This is a genomic window from Flavobacterium bizetiae (assembly GCF_902804475.1).
Taxonomy (GTDB): domain Bacteria; phylum Bacteroidota; class Bacteroidia; order Flavobacteriales; family Flavobacteriaceae; genus Flavobacterium; species Flavobacterium bizetiae.
Genome location: NZ_CADCSU010000148.1, coordinates 1 through 19,043, shown reverse-complemented (window position 1 = coordinate 19,043; position 19,043 = coordinate 1). Strand labels below are relative to the sequence as shown.

Annotated in this window: 18 protein-coding genes and 1 pseudogene; 10 read left to right on the top strand and 9 right to left on the bottom strand. The window is 33.4% G+C overall.

The features are described from left to right. Positions 1-233 precede the first annotated feature (233 nt). From FLACOL7796_RS20000 to FLACOL7796_RS19975, 6 genes are all read left to right on the top strand, one after another. Positions 234-1,295, top strand: coding sequence for a type I restriction endonuclease (locus FLACOL7796_RS20000; RefSeq protein WP_173972565.1), 1,062 nt, complete (start codon positions 234-236; stop codon positions 1,293-1,295). A 128-nt stretch (positions 1,296-1,423) separates the two neighbouring features. Next, positions 1,424-1,834 (top strand): hypothetical protein, encoded by a 411-nt coding sequence (locus FLACOL7796_RS19995; RefSeq protein ID WP_173972564.1) that lies wholly within the window; start codon positions 1,424-1,426, stop codon positions 1,832-1,834. A gap of 7 nt (positions 1,835-1,841) precedes the next feature. Beyond that, positions 1,842-2,051, top strand: a complete 210-nt coding sequence (locus FLACOL7796_RS19990; protein WP_173972563.1) for a hypothetical protein — start codon at positions 1,842-1,844, stop codon at positions 2,049-2,051. Positions 2,052-2,393: 342 nt separating this feature from the next. After that, positions 2,394-2,666 carry an urea transporter gene (locus FLACOL7796_RS19985; protein ID WP_173972562.1) on the top strand — a complete coding sequence of 91 codons (273 nt, stop codon included), beginning with the start codon at positions 2,394-2,396 and terminating at the stop codon, positions 2,664-2,666. Next, positions 2,635-2,871 (top strand): hypothetical protein, encoded by a 237-nt coding sequence (locus tag FLACOL7796_RS19980; protein WP_173972561.1) that lies wholly within the window; start codon positions 2,635-2,637, stop codon positions 2,869-2,871. Before FLACOL7796_RS19985 ends, FLACOL7796_RS19980 begins: the two co-directional genes overlap by 32 nt. Before the next feature lie 347 nt (positions 2,872-3,218). Next, complete coding sequence (locus FLACOL7796_RS19975; RefSeq protein WP_173972560.1) at positions 3,219-4,571, top strand: GH1 family beta-glucosidase; 1,353 nt, start codon at positions 3,219-3,221, stop codon at positions 4,569-4,571. 74 nt (positions 4,572-4,645) lie between these two features. Here the strand turns inward: FLACOL7796_RS19975 and FLACOL7796_RS19970 are convergent, their stop codons facing one another. Next, positions 4,646-5,014, bottom strand: coding sequence for a hypothetical protein (locus FLACOL7796_RS19970; RefSeq protein ID WP_173972559.1), 369 nt, complete (start codon positions 5,012-5,014; stop codon positions 4,646-4,648). Between the two features lie 1,090 nt (positions 5,015-6,104). Here FLACOL7796_RS19970 and FLACOL7796_RS19965 point away from each other — a divergent pair. Beyond that, on the top strand, positions 6,105-6,290 hold the full coding sequence (locus FLACOL7796_RS19965; RefSeq protein ID WP_173972558.1) for a hypothetical protein: 186 nt from the start codon (positions 6,105-6,107) through the stop codon (positions 6,288-6,290). 56 nt (positions 6,291-6,346) lie between these two features. After that, positions 6,347-8,071 (top strand): tetratricopeptide repeat-containing sensor histidine kinase, encoded by a 1,725-nt coding sequence (locus tag FLACOL7796_RS19960; RefSeq protein ID WP_173972557.1) that lies wholly within the window; start codon positions 6,347-6,349, stop codon positions 8,069-8,071. 70 nt (positions 8,072-8,141) lie between these two features. On the opposite strand, the gene FLACOL7796_RS19955 is transcribed toward FLACOL7796_RS19960, so the two are convergent. After that, the gene (locus FLACOL7796_RS19955) at positions 8,142-8,675 is read right to left on the bottom strand and encodes a 5' nucleotidase, NT5C type (RefSeq protein ID WP_173972556.1); all 534 of its coding nucleotides are present in this window, start codon (positions 8,673-8,675) and stop codon (positions 8,142-8,144) included. Positions 8,676-8,759: 84 nt separating this feature from the next. Here FLACOL7796_RS19955 and FLACOL7796_RS19950 point away from each other — a divergent pair, with 84 nt between their 5' ends. Beyond that, a complete protein-coding gene (locus tag FLACOL7796_RS19950) occupies positions 8,760-9,509 on the top strand; it encodes a DeoR/GlpR family DNA-binding transcription regulator (protein ID WP_173972555.1) in 750 nt (249 codons plus the stop codon). Positions 9,510-9,689: 180 nt separating this feature from the next. Here the strand turns inward: FLACOL7796_RS19950 and FLACOL7796_RS19945 are convergent. From FLACOL7796_RS19945 to FLACOL7796_RS19920, 6 genes and pseudogenes are all read right to left on the bottom strand, one after another. Further along, positions 9,690-10,723 (bottom strand): annotated as a pseudogene (locus FLACOL7796_RS19945) (S66 family peptidase). A 114-nt stretch (positions 10,724-10,837) separates the two neighbouring features. Beyond that, entirely contained in the window at positions 10,838-12,289 is a 1,452-nt protein-coding gene (locus FLACOL7796_RS19940) for a TolC family protein (RefSeq protein WP_173972554.1), read from the bottom strand. Next, on the bottom strand, positions 12,282-15,449 hold the full coding sequence (locus FLACOL7796_RS19935; RefSeq protein WP_173972553.1) for an efflux RND transporter permease subunit: 3,168 nt from the start codon (positions 15,447-15,449) through the stop codon (positions 12,282-12,284). Before FLACOL7796_RS19935 ends, FLACOL7796_RS19940 begins: the two co-directional genes overlap by 8 nt. Before the next feature lie 33 nt (positions 15,450-15,482). Then, on the bottom strand, positions 15,483-16,565 hold the full coding sequence (locus FLACOL7796_RS19930) for an efflux RND transporter periplasmic adaptor subunit (RefSeq protein ID WP_173972552.1): 1,083 nt from the start codon (positions 16,563-16,565) through the stop codon (positions 15,483-15,485). 174 nt (positions 16,566-16,739) lie between these two features. Continuing rightward, the gene (locus FLACOL7796_RS19925; RefSeq protein WP_173972551.1) at positions 16,740-17,120 is read right to left on the bottom strand and encodes a hypothetical protein; all 381 of its coding nucleotides are present in this window, start codon (positions 17,118-17,120) and stop codon (positions 16,740-16,742) included. Between the two features lie 259 nt (positions 17,121-17,379). Then, the gene (locus FLACOL7796_RS19920) at positions 17,380-17,784 is read right to left on the bottom strand and encodes a GNAT family N-acetyltransferase (protein ID WP_173972550.1); all 405 of its coding nucleotides are present in this window, start codon (positions 17,782-17,784) and stop codon (positions 17,380-17,382) included. 177 nt (positions 17,785-17,961) lie between these two features. Here FLACOL7796_RS19920 and FLACOL7796_RS19915 point away from each other — a divergent pair, with 177 nt between their 5' ends. Next, complete coding sequence (locus tag FLACOL7796_RS19915) at positions 17,962-18,525, top strand: porin family protein (protein WP_173972549.1); 564 nt, start codon at positions 17,962-17,964, stop codon at positions 18,523-18,525. Between the two features lie 56 nt (positions 18,526-18,581). Here FLACOL7796_RS19915 and FLACOL7796_RS19910 read toward each other — a convergent pair. Further along, positions 18,582-19,043 (bottom strand): hypothetical protein (locus FLACOL7796_RS19910; protein WP_173972548.1); only part of this gene is annotated, 462 nt, incomplete at its 5' end.

Below are 19,043 nucleotides of genomic sequence, written 5' to 3'. Positions count from 1 at the left end.
AGGGAACTTATTACTGCAATAATGATAGTCTTCGCAGGCGGAGATCCTTCAAAAGTATTTAAAACATAAAGTGGCCGGAATTTCTTCCGACCACTCTTAATTCTATTGTCCTCTTTTTTTCTATTTATACCATCTCCAAAAATTATTTTTAAATTCTCTCTAATTACGGATTTCCATAAAATACTGGTTTCAAATAGCTTTAAGTTTGAATTAATAATCTAAACTAAAAAGCCATGGAAATTAATATTCAACTTAAATCATTAGCAGATAAAATCAATCAGCTAAAAACCAAAATCGAAACCGAAGAATCTACAAAACATGCCTTTGTTTTGCCTTTTATTCACATTTTAGGCTACGATGCTTTTAATCCGCTTGAAGTCGTTCCTGAGTTTACAGCAGATCTCGGACTTAAAAAAGGAGAAAAGGTTGATTATGCTATTTTTCAGAACGGAGAACCAATTATTATTGTCGAATGCAAAAGCTGGAAAGAAAAACTAACAGTACATAACTCGCAATTATTCCGTTATTTTCATGTTACCAAAACCCGATTTGCCCTTTTAACCAATGGTATTACATATCAGTTCTTTACAGATTTAGACGATCAGAATAAAATGGATGAAAAGCCATTTCTGGAATTTGATATTACCAACCTCAAAGAAAATACCATCAATGAAATTGCAAAGTTTCATAAGGCCAATTTTGATGTCAATAATATTGTAAGCAATGCAAGTTCTCTTAAATATATTAAAGAAATCAAAAAACAAATTAATGCCGAATTAGAAAGTCCTTCTAACGAATTTACAAGACATTTTGCAGGTAAAGTTTATACAGGAAGACTTACTGAAAAAGTAGTAGATGAATTTAAAGATTTAGTTCAGAAATCAGTTAGTCAATACATTAACGATAAAATCAATGATCGTCTAAATGCTGCTTTAACAAAAGAAACTATTAAACAACAGGACGAAGAAATTGTAATCGTTGAGGATGATACCAAAACTATTACAACCGAGGAAGAATTAGATGCTTATCGTATAGTAGTCGCCATTTTGCGCAGAAAACTCCCAACTAACCGAATCGTACATCGCGACACACAATCGTATTTTGGAATTTTACTAGACGACAATAATCGTAAGCCTTTGTGCAGATTACATTTAAATGGAGGGAAAAAATATATCAGTTTATTTAATGAAAATAAAAGTGAGACCAAATTACCAATCTCATCCATCGACGATGTGTATCAATACGAAAAAGAACTTTTAGAAACAGTCGCGCTTTACGAAACTGATAAAGCGTAAATCAAGTATTAATACGCATTTTAAAGAGACTATTTCGAATTAGATTAGCGACTCAAAACTATTACGTTTTTAATTAAAAATTAAAAAAACCAATTTTCATTTTATAAAATCCTTCATTCAAAATGCCTATGCAAAAAAACTACTCTATTCTATTTCTATTAGTTTTTATTTTTTCCTGCAAAAGGGCTTCTGCTCCGCCTCCACCAGAAATAAATTCGTTTTACAAATTAACTGTTACTGCAGACGATCGTAAAACGATAACTGCTGAAGAAGCAAAAACATATCATGTAAATCATACTTACCAATACGAATACAGAACCGGAGATCCGGGACATTACGAATATAATTATGATGTAAAAGGAATTAATAGCAAAGGCGATTCGGTTCGCGGAAATATCAATGTTCAGGGAAAATTCGGTGCGGGAATTTTAATTGCAGATACAATTCCTGATATTGAAATTAATACCGAATGGATTTCGTACGGAAAGCTAAAAGCCTCTGATAAAGAAGGAAATGAATATCAATTAATTGTCAAATAAAAATCTGATGAAATATACTTTACTCTTGTTGTTTATTTTTTTAACTTCTTTTAAACCTCCTGAAACCAGTATCTATATTTGCGGTTCAACCGGTGCAAAAAAATATCATTTTAAAGAAACTTGCCGCGGTCTCTCATCCTGCAACCACGGAACTGTTAAAACATCCATTAAACAAGCAAAAGGTTTAGGCCTTACCCTTTGTGGTTGGGAAGATTAATACAGGAATTAAAAAACACTCATATACAAATAATTAAGAATTATTTTTTGCTGTATTTGAGTGTTTTTTTTTATAATGAAAATTTCCCTAGTTTCTTAATTTTTATTTTAACAAAAATTTACCAAGTAAATAACCATATTGAACAATTCCATGCTGTAATTCTATAAAACATTATTTACAAAATATCAGATAAAAAAACATATAAAGAGATAAAAATGGAGAATAAAACAGCATATGTTTTACTCTTCACCTTTATATTTTTATTGTTTTCTAGTTTTGCTTTATTATCCAATATAGGTAATTCAACTTCATTACCTCAGCACTTAAAAAAAGAATCTACTATTGATAAATCTTTGTGTTCCTGATTTATCTAACATTGATAATTTTACTTCAGAAACAAATGGTTTTGGAGAAGTTATTTTTCAGGGAAGTATTTGGGCAGGACTTCTATTTTTTATTGGTGTTTATATAAGTTCACCTGTCGCAGCTTTGTACGGCTTGATGGGTTCTGCCCTTAGTGCAGCAATTTCTTTTCATGTACACGAACCTGTAAACCAAATTAGTATGGGATTATTTAGTTTTAATGCCGTGCGCGATCACTTTCGCAGGCGATAAAAAAAGAGATGGTATTTTAGTTTTTCTTTCGGTTGTGATTTGTGTCATTATCAATATTGCTCTTGTAAATTCTAACTTTACTATTCTTCAAACCGCAGGAGGACCGTTTACGCTTCCTTTTGTTTTGGCAGCTTGTTTAGTTTTACCACTTAAAATAAGAAAAGATGCAATTTCATCAAAAATACAAAGTATCATTAGATTATAGCTTTCTCAATATTCATCTGATCTAATTCTTTAATTTTATTGTTTAAGAAATTAGCAAACTCAAATAAACCGTCTAAGATCACATGGCGGTTAAAAAAAAAAAATGATCCGCTTTTTTTTAAGTGACTACAAGGATTTCAGCACAACCAAAAAACACTTAACATTTTAATAATCTTTACATTACGTTAAATTCATATTAGTTTTATTAATTTGATTAAAACTAAACGTTATGAAATTCTTTAATCTAAATTTCCTGGTATCATTCAAAGAATGGCTGTTTTTAAGAGCTATGCAATCCTCTTTCCTTCATTAATATATTACAATAAAAATAAAGGAAAACCTATTTGAATGAATAAAATTGAGAACTCATTTTTGAACAAAGACCAATTTGGAGATGATTTCTTGTGGGGTGTTTCAACCGCCGCTTTCCAAATTGAGGGAGCACACGATGCCGATGGAAAAGGTTCTTCTATCTGGGATGTTTTTACATCGCAAAAAGGAAAAATAAAAAACGGACATCATGCTCTAACAGCCTGCGATTTCTACAATTCGTACCAAAACGATATCGACTTAATAAGCGAATTAAATATTCCGAATTTTAGATTCTCTATCAGCTGGCCCCGAATTATGCCTACAGGAATTCATCCTGTAAATCAATCCGGTATCGAATATTACAACAAAATCATCGACTCTTTACTGGCTTCCGGAATCGAACCCTGGATCACTCTTTATCATTGGGATTTACCACATGCTTTAGAAACAAAAGGGGGCTGGACCAATCGCGAATCAGTTTCATGGTTTTCTGAATATGTAGAAGTCTGCGCACAATATTTTGGAGATCGGGTAAAAAACTGGATGGTCATCAACGAACCTTCTGTTTTTACCGGAGCAGGATATTTTCTGGGGATTCATGCACCTGGAAAAAAAGGTATTACTAATTATCTTAAAGCCATGCATCACGTAACATTGGCTACTGCTGCCGGCGCAAAAATATTGAGAAACAGAATTCCCAAGGCCAATATTGGTACAACTTTTTCTTGTACACATATAGAACCTGCAACGGAAAGTACAAAAGATGTCGAGGCTGCAAAACGTGTAGATACTTTACTCAACAGAACTTTTATAGAACCCATTTTAGGATTGGGCTATCCGCAAAAAGATTTGCCGGTATTGAAAAAGCTTAATAATTATATTTTAGAAGACGATCTTAACAATCTCTCTTTTGATTTTGATTTTATAGGCCTGCAATGTTACACGCGTGAAGTGGTAAAATCATCGATGTTGATTCCGTACATAGGCGCTGAACTTATAAGTGCCGAAAAGAGAAACGTAATATCTACTGAAATGGGATGGGAAGTTTATCCTCCTGCCCTATATCACGTCCTGAAAAAATTCAACGAATATAAAAGCATTAAAAAGATTATCATTACCGAAAACGGCGCAGCCTTTCCGGATACCTTAAGCAACGGAAAAGTCTATGATATCAAACGTACGCATTATATTCAGGATCATTTAGAGCAAATTCTTAAAGCGAAAAAAGACGGCTTAAACGTCGAAGGTTATTTTGTATGGAGCCTTACCGATAACTTTGAATGGGCCGAAGGTTATAATGCCAGATTCGGGCTAATTCACGTCGATTTTGAAACGCAGCAAAGAACCATTAAACATTCAGGATTGTGGTTCAAAGATTTTTTATCTTAAAACTAAATAATTAAAAATAATAAAGCCTTTCGCAATTAAGTTGTGAAAGGCTTTTTCATTTCAAATAGAATTATCTATTGACGAAATCTAAATTTATATTGCTGTTTTAAGATTCCGATATAAATCTTTCCGTTTGTTTTTAAATGCGCTGTTACAAGAATATATCGCTCTTCAGGATATTTTACATTATAACTAAAAATAGTGTCTTTAACCTTAACCTGAAGCAGGTGTTTTCCCTCATCAGATACTGGCAGCTCTGCTGTTTCATAACCAGGCATTGCATTGGTTGCTTTTAAATTGATATCCTGAATTTTCTCTTTGTCCAGAAGTACTTCCAGTTTTAAGTTGTCAAGTCTCATATCCGTTGGCTGTTCAAACGAAACTTCATATTTTTTACAACCAAAAGTGCATAAAACGATGAATAGTAGTAAAAGCTTTTTCATAAAAGATGTTTTTTTAACTGATCCTGACTAAAAATCAAAATCTATTGTAATGTTTTATAAATATAGATAATTTTATTACAATCCCATGGTGTTTAAAAAGCAAATTTTCCGGCTTAAAAAGGTAGTAATTCTGAACGTGAAAATTTCTAAAATCTTATCTGTTTAAAAGTAAAAAAAACGACAACTTCCCTTGTATTTACTAGGTTTATAGATATATTTTGCTTATCTTTATAGTATAAATAACAGTCTAATACATGCCAAAAAACAATCTAATTATGCGCCAAAATTACTCTTCAAAAAATTATCGTTTCAACTCTTTTTCCCATTTTATTTTTCAAAATGCTTCTTCATTACATTTAGAAATTACTTTGTCTCATTTTTCTTCTGCACAAAGTATAAACAAGCAAAAAACTTTAAACCGATCGCGTCAATTACAATCGTAATTATCATTTCTGAATATATCTTCTGAGTTTTTTTTAGAAAATATATTCCTGAAACTAAACAAAAGATTTTCTTTTTCAGGAAGCTCTTTAGACCCTCCATGTTCATTTTTAACCAAACTCTTTATTACTATGATTTCTTTCTCTACTTCAACAACTGTTTTAGCTTTATCGCTATTCTCAATTTCTTGTGCGTCTTCAATACATTATTTATCTTTTTTTTAATCACTCAAACCAACCTTTTTAAGACTTTTTATCTCTATATAATAAAAGCTCAGATTGGTTTTTCATTCACATTACACGTTCTAACGAGCCTAAATTTACTATGCATTGTACTTTGTTTTTAGGAATTCCCGGGAATCTCGGGAAAACGTGGGAATTCTGGGAATCCCTTATCAATAAAGGGCTCAAAGCGCCTTTACTTTGCCATAGAAATTAGTTCAGGTTTTGTCTGCAGACTAAAACAAAAACAAAAACTATTTCAAACTAATAGTGTAAAAACCGTAAGACTGAGTTTATTCAGGAAGTATAAATAACGTCTTACTGTTCTACACGAATTACTTCCTAAAAATCAATTGGTATTGCTCCAAAAAATCTCTGGATAAAATCCGGACAGCAATACTCATGTCTAATTTCTAAATTAAATCAAAATGAAAAATCTAATACTTTTTATCGCTTTTGCGCTATTATTCACGATATTTTCTTGTACTCCTGATGAGTATGAGACTCAACCAAAAAAGGATACAGAAAAAGCTATTAATCACATAAAAACAACTTATGCTGATGGTCCTGGTGACGATGGTACGAAACCACCTCCTCCAGTACCAAAAGATTAATAAATATATCTTTTTAGTATCTAATTAATTACTATTTTCGGGGAAAGTAAATTTGTATGTTACGGTCCCCGTTTTTTTATTTTATTTTAGTTCTTTTTCTTTTTTCCTGTGAAGAAAAAAAGACTATAAATACTAACAAAGAATCTGTCCGAAAAGAGGCCCTTAGTTTACGAAATAAAGCCATTGAAAATTATGATAAGCAAAACTTCAATACCGCTTTTGATGAGTTTTATAAATCAAAACAACTTTACGAAAATTTAAGGGAAAGCGGAAAAAAAGATAGTGCCAATATAGGTTACATACTTACTCAAATGGCAGCAATACAGCAAGTCAACGGAGATTATTACGGAAGTAAGGAAACCGTTACCGAAGCATTACTGTATGTTAAAAAAAATAGTGTTTACACAGCTGAAATAAATAATAGATTAGGTATTGCTGATAAAGAACTCTCTCTTTATGATGATGCCATTCTTTACTACAAGGAAGCAGCAAAAGACATCATAGATCCTGTACAAAAGCAAATCCCTATAAGTAATATTGCCGCAGTTTATATCCAACAAAAAAAATATGATAAAGCAATTACTCTTTTAGAATCTCTTTTAAATAATAAATTTTTAAAAAACATAGTTAAACCAATTGACAATGCTACAATTATAGATAATTTGGGTTATGCTTATTTTAAGAATGGAATGGACGATAAAGGATTATTCTTAATGAATAAAGCACTACAGGCAAGAAACGAATTTAAGGATGTATACAAAAGCATTGAAAGCTATCTGCATCTTGCTGATTATTATGCAAAAAAAGACATTCACAAATCAAATCAAAATGCTCTTTTGGCCTACAACACTGCTACAAAACTAAATAGTGTTGATGAAAGACTAGAAGCATTGCAAATTTTAATATCAAACGATCACAGTAGTCAGAACAGCAAATATGTGCAACGGTATTTTACTTTAAACGACAGCATTATTAAGGTTCGAAATAACTTTAAAAACAAGTTTGCAAAAATTAAATACGATGCAAAAATAGAAAAAGATGAAAATGCAAAACTTCGTTTAGAAAAAGCAGAAAATCTATTATCCCTTCAAAAAGCAACCTACTTACGAATTGTTTTTATAATCGTTTTTATTTTTCTGGTCATTTTAATAGCCATATTAATACGCTATTATAAAAATAAAAACAGGGCAATAGAATTCAAAACTTCTTATAATACTGAAACTAGAATTGCTAAAAAAATTCATGATGAATTGGCTAATGATGTATTTCATGTAATCGCTTTTGCCGAATCTCAGTCGTTATCTGCAGAAAGTACTAAAGAAAACCTACTTCAAAAATTAGATGATATTTACGGACGCGTGAGAGGAATTTCGAGAGAAAACAATAGAATTGACACTGGCAAAGATTTTATCAAAAGCCTGAAAGATATGCTTTCGACCTATAATACCAACGAAAGAAACATCATGGTCACTAATTTAGAAAGCATCAACTGGGAAATTATAGATGACATAAAAAAGATTACTATTAGTAGAGTTTTACAGGAATTAATGGTAAATATGAAGAAACACAGTCATGCCAATCTGGTAGTTATAAAATTTGAAAGCGATCAAAAATCAATCATAATAAACTATACCGATAATGGCAAAGGAGCCGAAAAATCTAAAATAGCGAAAAACGGACTCCAAAATATGGAAAACCGTATTCAGGCCCTAAAAGGAACGATTGATTTTGAGACAGAACCTGATAAAGGATTTAGAGCAAAAATAGCGATACCAAAATAAAAAACCTTTCAAGATTACTCTCAAAAGGCTTTTTTCTTCAAAAAACAAGTAATATTATAACCCCTTCAGTTTATAATGTTTCGTTTAAAACCGCAACCACCTCTTTCCAGTTATTAACCCTTAAATGATGCGTTTTGTTTATGTTATGAAATGCTGTAAACATAATAGGTTTGCCCATGCAATAATCTAAATTTTTGCAATGATCATCAATCATGTAATCAGTATTAATGATTCTTTTGCTTCCGCATAAAATAATATTTTCCCATTTAATAAACGGAAAATGTTCTCCCAGCCAGGCTACTTTTTCAGCAAGTGAAACTGGAAATTCTGTTGCAGCTGAAACAATAAAAATTTCAAAATTCTCTTGTAACTCACGTACACTTTCAACAGCATCAGGCATTACAGGCAATGATCTGAAAAAATTGTCTGCGTTCAAAACAGATCGTACAACAGCACGGTCAACAAAAGCTTCTTCCTCTTCCAATCCCTGAATACTTTCTTTTGAAAGGTTTGTTCCGTTTGCTTTATTGTAATGTTGTATCAATTGGTGTTCTATGTCGGCAAGTACACCGTCCATGTCTATGGCTATAGTTTTCTTCTTCATTATAATTTATTTTGCGACAAAATTAAGCAAATATTGCAATATGTTGCAAATTTATTTTATTTTTGCAATATAAAATCGCAGCAAATGAAAAAGGAAGAACGTCAAAAAGTAATTTTAGAATACTTATCAAAAGAGCACCGATTAACTCTAACTGAGCTTAGTGCATACTTAAATGTGTCTGAAGACACCGTACGAAGAGATGTAAAAGAGCTATCAGATCAAGGATTGTTAAAAGCTGTTCGTGGCGGAGCCGTTGCGCCCTCTCCTATTCCGTTGCATTTTAGAAAAAGAGAAAAACACGATCTCGAAAACAAGAAAATTATTGCCGAAAAAGCAATTTCATTTCTAAAAGACGGTCAGGTAGTTTTTATCGACGGAGGAACAACTTCTCTGGCTTTAGTGGCAAGTTTTCCTTACGACTTAAAAATTACCGTAATTACCAACAGCTTTCCGGTTGCGGCCTTAGTCGAAGATTTACCCAATATCGAATTGATTTTTGCAGGCGGAAAAATGTGCAAAACTTCCTTTACCACCGCCAGTATAGAAACCATAGATTTCTTCAGGAATTTTAGAGCCGATATTTGTATTTTGGGACTTTGCAGTATACACCACGAAAGAGGAGTTACCGGTATTTTATACGATGATTCGCAGATTAAAAAGAATATGATTCAAAATTCAAATTTTGTTATCGCATTAGGTTCTGCTGAAAAAATTGATACTGCCGAATCTTATTTCGTTTGTCCTCTTCGAGATATAAATGTTCTCGTAACCAATATTTCTCCGGACGATGAAACTTTTCAATCCTACAAAAAATCCGGTGTTACTATTGTTTAAAATCTAAGCTATTATTTTTAAGGAGCTATTTCCTGCTATCCGTTTCAATCTTTTGCGGTGAACCCCACCACAAAAGGATTTCCTCTTCTATCAGGGCTAGGGCATTCATTTTCATAAGAAAGACTTTCAAGATTAGGCCCTAAAAGTCTTTATATAATAAATTGATCTTTGTAAAACTAATTAGACTACGCCACTTTCTAATATACTAAATGACTTATTTTCACAATCAATCTCTGCTAATACACCAAACGGAATCGTAAACGTTGGGCAAGTGTGACCAAAATCCATCTCAGTAATAATAGAAAGATTGGTCAGATTTTCTTCCTTCATAATTTTCAGAATCTCACTATTATATTCTTCCATATATTTTGAATCATAAGGACGACCTAAGATAATTCCACTTACACGATGCAAAATTCCTTGTGCAGCATAATTGCGTAACCAATATCGAAAAGCTCTTGGCTCAACTTTATTTTCAGAAGTTTCCCAAAACAAAATACAATTATCCCATTCCTCATCTTGTGGCCATAAATTAGTACCCTTCAAAAATTCTAAAACATCTAAACAACCTCCTATTAATTTTCCCTGAACTTTCCCGTGACCCTGCAAGAAATTCCATCCCTGAGAAGGTATCAGCTGCCTTTTTGTATTTGACAACGAAGCATCAAACCAATCCAGATATTCTGATGTCCAGCCTTTGCTACTCTTAATTTCACCAATAGCCTGATTAGAAAACAATGTATTTTTAATATCCTCAATCTGATATTCATGCATACCCGTATTCTCAGCAAAACCAACCAGAACCGAAGTACCATAAAAAGAAGTTATTCCCGCTTTTAAGCACGCAAAATGAGTAATCGTTGCATCAGAAAATCCCAGAAATATTTTCGGATTTTGTTTTATAATATCAAAATCTAATAAAGGTAAAATCCTTACACTATCTTCTCCTCCAATGTTTGAAATAATCGCTTTGATCGATGGATCTGAAAAAGCTTCCATCAAATCTTCAGCACGTGCTTTTGGGTTATTATAAATCCAATCCGCAGATTGTAAGTCATTTTTAGTTTCAACAACTTCCAGCCCAAATACCTCCTGAAGCTGCTTTTTCCGTATTCATAGCGCTGTAATAATTCTCCCGCACCACCCCAGGAAAGCGATATCGTGGCAATTTTATCTCCACGCTTTAATGCTTCTGGTTTAATAAGATCTTTCATAAAATTTCTTTTGACTTACAAATATACAGAATGAAAATACTTTAATTGAAACAAAAAAGCCTTCCAAAAAATTAAATCTTGAAAGGCTTTTTCTCTACAAATTAACAGGCAATATTATTTCCAACCGCCGCCTAAGTCTCTATAAACATGGACAGCAGCATTTAATTGTTCTTTTTTAGTATCTACTAATTCCAATTTCGCTTCTAATGCATCACGTTGTGTCATTAAAACTTCGAAATAATCAACTCTGGCCGATTTAAACAAATCAGTAGAAACATCAATAGAAGTGTTTAAAGCATCTACTTGTTTCGATTTAAGATCGTACCCTTTTTGCAAATTATCTATTTTAGAAAGCTGATTCGAAACTTCTAAATAAGCATTTAAAACCGTACGATCGTAATTATACAATGCCTGAAGTTGTCTTGCATTTGCACTGGCAAACTCTGCTTTGATCGCATTTCTGTTAATCAATGGCGCAGCAAGATCTCCCGCTAAAGAATATAATATTGATTCTGGAAATGTAAACAAATAAGATGGTTTAAAAGCCTGAACACCTACTGCAGCCGAAATATCCAATGAAGGATAAAACTCAGCACGAGCTACTTTTACATCTAATTTTGCCGCTACCAACTCTAGTTCAGCTTGCTTAACATCAGGACGATTCGCTAATAATTGAGACGGAATTCCTGAACTTACTGCTGCTGGTAATAAACTTAAGAAATTAGTACTAGTAGTTCTTTTGATTTCCTGCGGATATCTACCCAACAAAAAGTTGATTTTATTCTCAGACTCTTTTATTTGTTGCAAAATGCCAAACTCTAAACTTTGTGAAGTTAAAACCTCTGCTTCGAATTTTTTAACTCCTAATTCTGTTGCTCTTGCCGCTTGCTTCTGAATTTTTACAATTTCTAAAGCATTGGTTTGCAATTTGATTGTTTGTTTTACAATATCCAATTGATTGTCTAAAGCCATTAATTCATAATAAGAATCAGCAACTTCTGCAATAAGGTTTGTAATTACAAAGTTTTTACCTTCAACCGTTGCTAAATATCTGTTTAAGGCCGCTTTTTTAGAATTGCGTAATTTTTTCCAGATATCCACTTCCCAATTGGCGTAAGCCGAAATAGTAAAATCGCCTAACGGATCCGGCGTTTCTACACCTGGTTTAATTTCTGTAGTAGCATCACCTGCACCCTGGCTGGTATATCTACCCACTTTTTCTACTCCAGCTCCGGCACGAACGCCTACTGTTGGTAATAAAAGTCCTTTTTTTACACGAATATCATTCTTAGCGATTTCAATTTCCTGTAAAGTAATATTCAATTCCTGATTGTTCTTTAAAGCAACATCGATCAGGTCTACAAGGTTTTGATCTTTAAAGTAATCTTTCCATTGTAAAGCTGAGGTATTATTATTAGCATCCTGAGTTTGAGCAGTTGTGCCAAACGACTCAGGAACTGGTTTACTGGTTGTAGGAGCTGTCTCAGGCGCAGGGGCTTTACACCCCGCAACCGTAAGACATATACCTAATGCAATACCATATTGATATGATTTGAATTTATACATGATTGTTATCAATTTCTTCTGTTAATGGATTTTCTTCTTCATGTTTTACCAATTTATGTTTCTCTGCAATTTTGGCAAAAATGAAATACAAGCCAGGGATTACGAATACTCCACAAATAGTACCTATAAGCATACCTCCGGCAGCAGCAGTACCAATGGTTCTGTTACCAATTTTACCCGGACCTGTAGCAAAGGCAAGCGGCAATAATCCCGCAATAAAAGCAAATGAAGTCATCAAAATAGGACGGAACCTCGCTTTCGCTCCTTCCATTGCAGCTTCAAGTACTGATTTTCCTGCTGCATGTCGCTGTATCGCAAACTCTACAATAAGCACGGCATTTTTACCCAGTAAACCAATAAGCATTACCATCGCTACCTGAGCATAAATGTTATTTTCTAATCCTGTTAATTTTAATAATAAGAAAGCTCCAAAAATACCGGCTGGTAAAGAAAGAATTACAGATAATGGTAAAATAAAACTTTCATACTGAGCTGCTAATACCAGGTAAACGAATCCTAAACAAATTAAGAATACCCAAATCGCCTGATTACCCTGAGCAACCTCATCGGCAGAGATACCTGCCCAGTCAATATCATAACCTCTTGGTAATTTTTTAGCCGCAACTTCCTGAATCACTTTAATCGCTGTACCAGAACTATAACCTGCCGCTGCAGAACCACTAATTTGTGTAGAAGTGTACATGTTATGTCTAGTAATTTCAGAAAGTCCGTATACTTTTTCTAATCTCATGAAAGCAGAAAAAGGAACCATTTCATCACGATTGTTTTTTACATACAACTTTAAAATATCATCTGGCTGAGCGCGGTATTCCGGAGAAGCCTGAACGATTACTTTATAGTTAATTCCGTATTTAATAAAACTAATTTCGTAGTTACTTCCCACAAGAGTTGACAACGTATTCATGGCGTTTTCGATAGAAACTCCTTTTTGCTGCGCCATATCATTGTCTACCTTCATCATATATTGAGGGAAACTAGAGCTATAAAAACTGAACACGTTAGATAATTCCGGATGAGTATTTAACTCTTTCACAAAATCATTATTTACCTGCTCCATTTTTTTGTAATCATTAGAACCTGTTTTGTCTAACAAACGAAGCTCAAATCCTCCGGCAGCACCATATCCTGGTACAGCAGGCGGTTGAAAGAATTCGATATTAGCACCTGCAATATCTTTAGATTTTTCTTCCATTTCGGCCATAATCTCAAGAACAGAATGTTTTCTATCACTCCAGTCTTTAAGGTTAACCAAACAAGTTCCTGAGTTAGAACCTGTACCTTCAGACAAAATTTCATAACCTGCTAATGAAGAAACAGATTTTACTCCATCAATTTTCTCTGCAATTTTTTGAAGTCTTTCAGCAATATTATTAGTTCTTTCTAATGATGAACCCGGTGGTGTCTGAATTACAGCATAAAACATACCCTGATCCTCATTCGGGATAAACCCAGAAGGAACAGAACTACTAATTAACCATGTTCCGGCACAAAATGCAAGAAGTGCAACAATCGTAACCGCTCTTCTGTTTACAATTTTAGCCAATAGATTTTGGTATTTTCCTTGCGCTAAATTGAATTTATTGTTGAATCCGTCTATGAATACATTTACCGGAGTTTTCTTTTTAACCTCACCGTGATTGTTTTTTAACATCATCGCACAAAGTGCCGGCGTTAAAGTCAAAGCCACAATACCAGAAAGGATAATAGCCGTTGCCATAGTTACAGAGAATTGTCTGTAAAATACCCCAACCGGACCAGACATAAACGCAACCGGAATAAATACCGCTGCCATTAAGAAGGTAATCGCTATAATTGCTCCTGCAATTTCATGCATTGCTTTTTTAGTCGCTTTAAGTGGCGAGAGATGCTCCTCTTCCATCTTGGCGTGAACAGCTTCGATTACCACAATGGCATCATCGACGACGACTCCAATTGCAAGTACTAAGGCAAATAATGTAATTAAGTTCAATGAAATATCAAAGAAAGTCATGAACACAAATGTTCCGATCAGGGATACAGGAACTGCAATTGCCGGAATAACCGTTGAACGCCAGTCTCCTAAGAAAAGGAATACTACTATACCTACCAGAATAAAAGCTTCTACAAGGGTATGAATTACTTTTTCGATAGAAGCATCAAGGAATTTAGAAACGTCATACGAAATTTCATAATCCATTCCTTTAGGGAATCTTGTCTTGATTTTTTCTAATTTAGCTTTTACTTCTTCGATAACCTGATTGGCATTACTACCAAACGATTGTTTCAATACAATAGCAGCAGATGGTCTACCATTTAAGTTCGAATAAATATCGTACATCGAACTTCCAAATTCTACTTTAGCAACATCTTTCAAACGTAAAAGTTCCCCGTTAGCGTTTGATTTTACAACGATATTCTCGTATTGCTCTTTTGTTGTAAAACGTCCTGAATATTTTAATACATATTCAAAAGCCTGAGAGCGTTTACCAGAACTTTCTCCTGTTTTACCAGGCGAAGCCTCTAAACTCTGACTTGATAATGCTTCCATTATTTCATCAGCAGAAATTTTATACGCCAACATACGATCTGGTTTTAACCAAATACGCATAGCATATTCACGTGTTCCTAAAATATCTCCTGAACCAATACCATTTACCCTTTTCAATTCAGAAAGTACGTTGATATCAGCATAGTTGTACAAGAACTTCATATCGGTATTTTTATCTGTACTGTAAAGATTCACGTACATCAACATACTCGGTACTTCTCGGGTAATTTTAATACCCTCTCTAATAACTAACGGAGGTAATTTATTGGTAACCGAAGCCACACGGTTTTGAACATTGATCGCGGCTTGGTTAGGATCTGTTCCTAAGTTGAAGACCACTTTGATCGTAGCTTCACCATCATTTCCGGCATCAGAAGCCATATATTTCATTCCGGGAACTCCATTCAAGGCTCTTTCCAGAGGAATTACAACGGCCTTGATCATTAATTCACCGTTAGATCCTGGATAATCTGCGGTAACATTCACCATTGGTGGTGAGATTGTAGGGAACTGTGTAATAGGTAAACTTAATACCGACAATACCCCTAAAAAGACAATTATAAGCGATATTACTATCGACAGTACAGGTCTTTGAATAAATTTATTAAACATTTTATATTTTTTTAATGATTAAACCAGTTAAATCTATTCTGCTTTTACGCGCAAATGATTCATTACCTCTTTTGGAGATTGGAATTCATATTTAATTTTGTCATTCTCTTTTACCTTTTGAACACCTTCAAGTAAAATTTTATCATTTGGAGTAACTCCGCTTTTAACCACGTACAAATCAGGGATTTCACCTGTAATTGTGATTTCTCTAGAAGTTACTTTATTGTTTTTATCAATAACAAAAAGATATTTTTTATCCTGAATTTCATAAGTTGCTTTTTGCGGAATTATGATCGCATTTTTAAGAGGCACTAACATTTTAACTTGTCCTGTTTCTCCGTTTCTAAGCAATTTAGCTGAATTAGGGAATCGTGCTCTAAAAGCAATGTTTCCTGTTTCGTTGTTAAATTCACTTTCGATAAGTTCTACTTTTCCTTGTTCTTTAAAAGTATCACCATTGGCCAAAACCAGGCTTACTTTATTATCAGCGCGGTCTTTTACATCTGTTTGGTATTGAATGTATTCTGGTTCTGAAACATTGAAGTAAGCAAACATCTGACTGTTGTCTGAAAGACTTGTCATTAATTCGCCTTCATCAATAAGGCTTCCTAATTTTAATGGAATACGGTCGATAGTTCCGTCAAACGGAGCTCTGATTTCTGTAAATGATAAGTGAAGTTTTGCTAATGCAACCTCAGCTTTTGCTGATTGTAGTTTTGCCTGAGCAACACTTAATTCGTTTTTAGAAACGATATTTTTATCTGCCAGTAATTTTGAATTTTGCAATTCTATTTCTACTGATTTTTGTTCAGCCTGTGCTTTAAGCAATTCAGCCTGATACATGTTTGGCATAATTTTAAACAACAGTTGTCCTTTTTTTACAAACTGTCCTTCATCAACATAAATGTTTTGTAGAAATCCTTTTTCCTGAGCGCGGATTTCGATGTTACGTACAGATTTAATCTGAGAAACATATTCTTTTACAAACGAAGTATCGATTAGTACCGGATTTGTTGCGGTAAATTTTTCCACTTCTTCTTTTTCTTCTTTTTTAGTTGTACAACTAGTAAGGCACACTAGGCCAATTAAGCCTGTGAACAAGATAATTCTTTTCATGATTTAGTTTGGAAATTAAGCGATTGAATGCTTGGAATACAGTGATTCCTTTAGATGAAAAAATGCATCAGGCAGCCTTAGTTATAACTTAACTTTCATACAAGAAGAAGTAGAAAAAATACATCAACAAAATATGCAGGATCACAACTTAGGTAACCGATGTATACTGTTGAATCAAATACGTAAAACCTGTTGGGTAATGTAAATAGGATTTGACTGGCCACAGAATGGCACGAAGATTTTAAAACGATTATAATCGTTTACAATAGTCTGACTTGAAAAGGAAAGGTACCAATTGTCAAGTAAACTGTAATTTGTTGCAAAAAACTTATTAGTAAGTCCATCATCAAGATCACTTCCAAGATATTCCTCTTCAAGATCTACATCGGCATCTTCAATGATTGAACTGCCCTGATCCTGATTGGTGAATTTCACTCGGTGCTTTTTCTCAAGAGTGTGGTGGTGAAAGTTTTGTGGTGTACCAGCATTAAGATATTGCCCTCCGCCAAGCAGAAGCAAATTCATGAATACTAAAAATACTATTAACTTTCTCATTTGGGTGCGAAAGTAATCAAAGTATCGAAACAAAAAAAGATTTTTTTATAAGCTTTAACATTTAATAAAAGCGAAAACGTTTTAATTGATTTTTTAAGCATCAATATTATTAAAATCTTATTTTTTCAAGCAGAAAAATCATAAAAAAAAGACTGGTAATCAGAATCATACTAAATAGCTGTGTTTAACCCTTCGAAAACCATCAAATTCATAAATAATTGATGCTGTATGTTTTATTCGATAAAATTGGTTCTTATTTCTATAATAAAATTTCCATTATGGTAAATTCCTGTCCTGATTTTGTGAAAGTTTTATTCGTATCAATCATTTTAAATTTTTCATAAAATGATTTTTTATTGGTTCGTGCATTGCACCAAACTTTTTTTAAATCCTTTTCTTTTGCAAGCTTCAAAATATATTCAAGCAATTTTGATGCAATTCCTTTTCCCTGAAAATCTTCTAAAGTAGCGAGTTTTCGAAACTGCATTTCATCATTAACAATAAAGCAGGAAACTATCGAAACTAGTTTTTCCCGATCAAAAACGCCAAAATGTAAACCAGCATTATCTTCTTCGAGCTTAACAAATTCAAAAGGCTGATCCGGCCACATTACTTCATGCCTGATTTGCCAGGTTTGCGAAGCTTCGATTGCTTTAATATTCATAAATCATGATTTGGTTCAAGTATACAAATTTACAGGATTTACAAATTATATTTTTATAATTAACAGCACACACATTTCATTCATTACCAAAAGCATAGACTAAATAAATAAGATAAATCATTCTTTTCTGATTAATAATATTTATTTTTATGCTATCTAAAAATAAATATACCAGTTATGAAAAAGTTCATTTTAGCAGCATTATTATGTATTAGTGCGAATGGTTTTGCACAATTGATACAATTTGGACCTCAGTTTTCGTATAATAGTACTTCTCCGCGTACTGATGATTTCAGTTCTAAAAGCTCCGGAACAGGCTATGGCGTTGCAGGATTTGCGCGGGTAAATTTGTTGCTTTTTTATGGACAGGCAGAATTTGGTTATGCTAAATCAGAATTTAGTCTTTCGCAAACCGGAATTGGAGAAACCGAATATAAATTATCAGGAACTGATGCAACACTCCTTATTGGTTTTAAAGTTGTGCCTTTAGGAAAATTAGGAAATGTCCGCATTTTTGCCGGATACAACTGGAAAAATTATTCGGATATAAAAGCGAATAATAGTTTGAATTATATTGCTTTTGAAAAGAACAACAGCAGTATTCTTGGCGGCGTTGGTGTCGATTTATGGAAACTGACTTTAGATTACCGATATCTTGCCGGGGTTACAGATCTTGATCCTTCTGGCAGAAGCATAAAAACCGGAACTTCTAATATTTCATTAGGGTTTAAGTTCTTATAACAAACTTCTTTCTTGTATATAAAAAAAGGTCTTCCGTTACGAAGACCTTTTTTTGGTTATTTTACTTTACTATAAAATCGTTCGATGTTGTTATTTTCTATTTTCTCTACGCCATTTTCACCTTGCGTTGCAATATTGATAACCCGAAGTTCGTCTGAACTTTCATTAATCATACAATGCCAAATAGTACCGTCTGATAAAATAATATCCGAAAAGCCAGCATCGGATTTCTCTTTGTTGTAGTATACCAATTTCTCGGTTTTAGTCAGTTTCTTTTCCTGAGTTTTTTTATTCTTCTCAAAAAATAAAATCTCATTTTGATTGATTTCTACTAATTCTTCAAAATCTTTTTCTGCATCAGAATTGGTTTGACTTACAGCCCAGATTGGTTTGTCTCCAATCATTTTCCAGGTTCCAAGTGCCTGATTCATTATGTTTTCTCTTAAAATATCTTTTAAAGTATCTACTTTTTTAAGAGACTCCTGACCTATTTCATTTTCAGGTTTAATCTTTGAGGC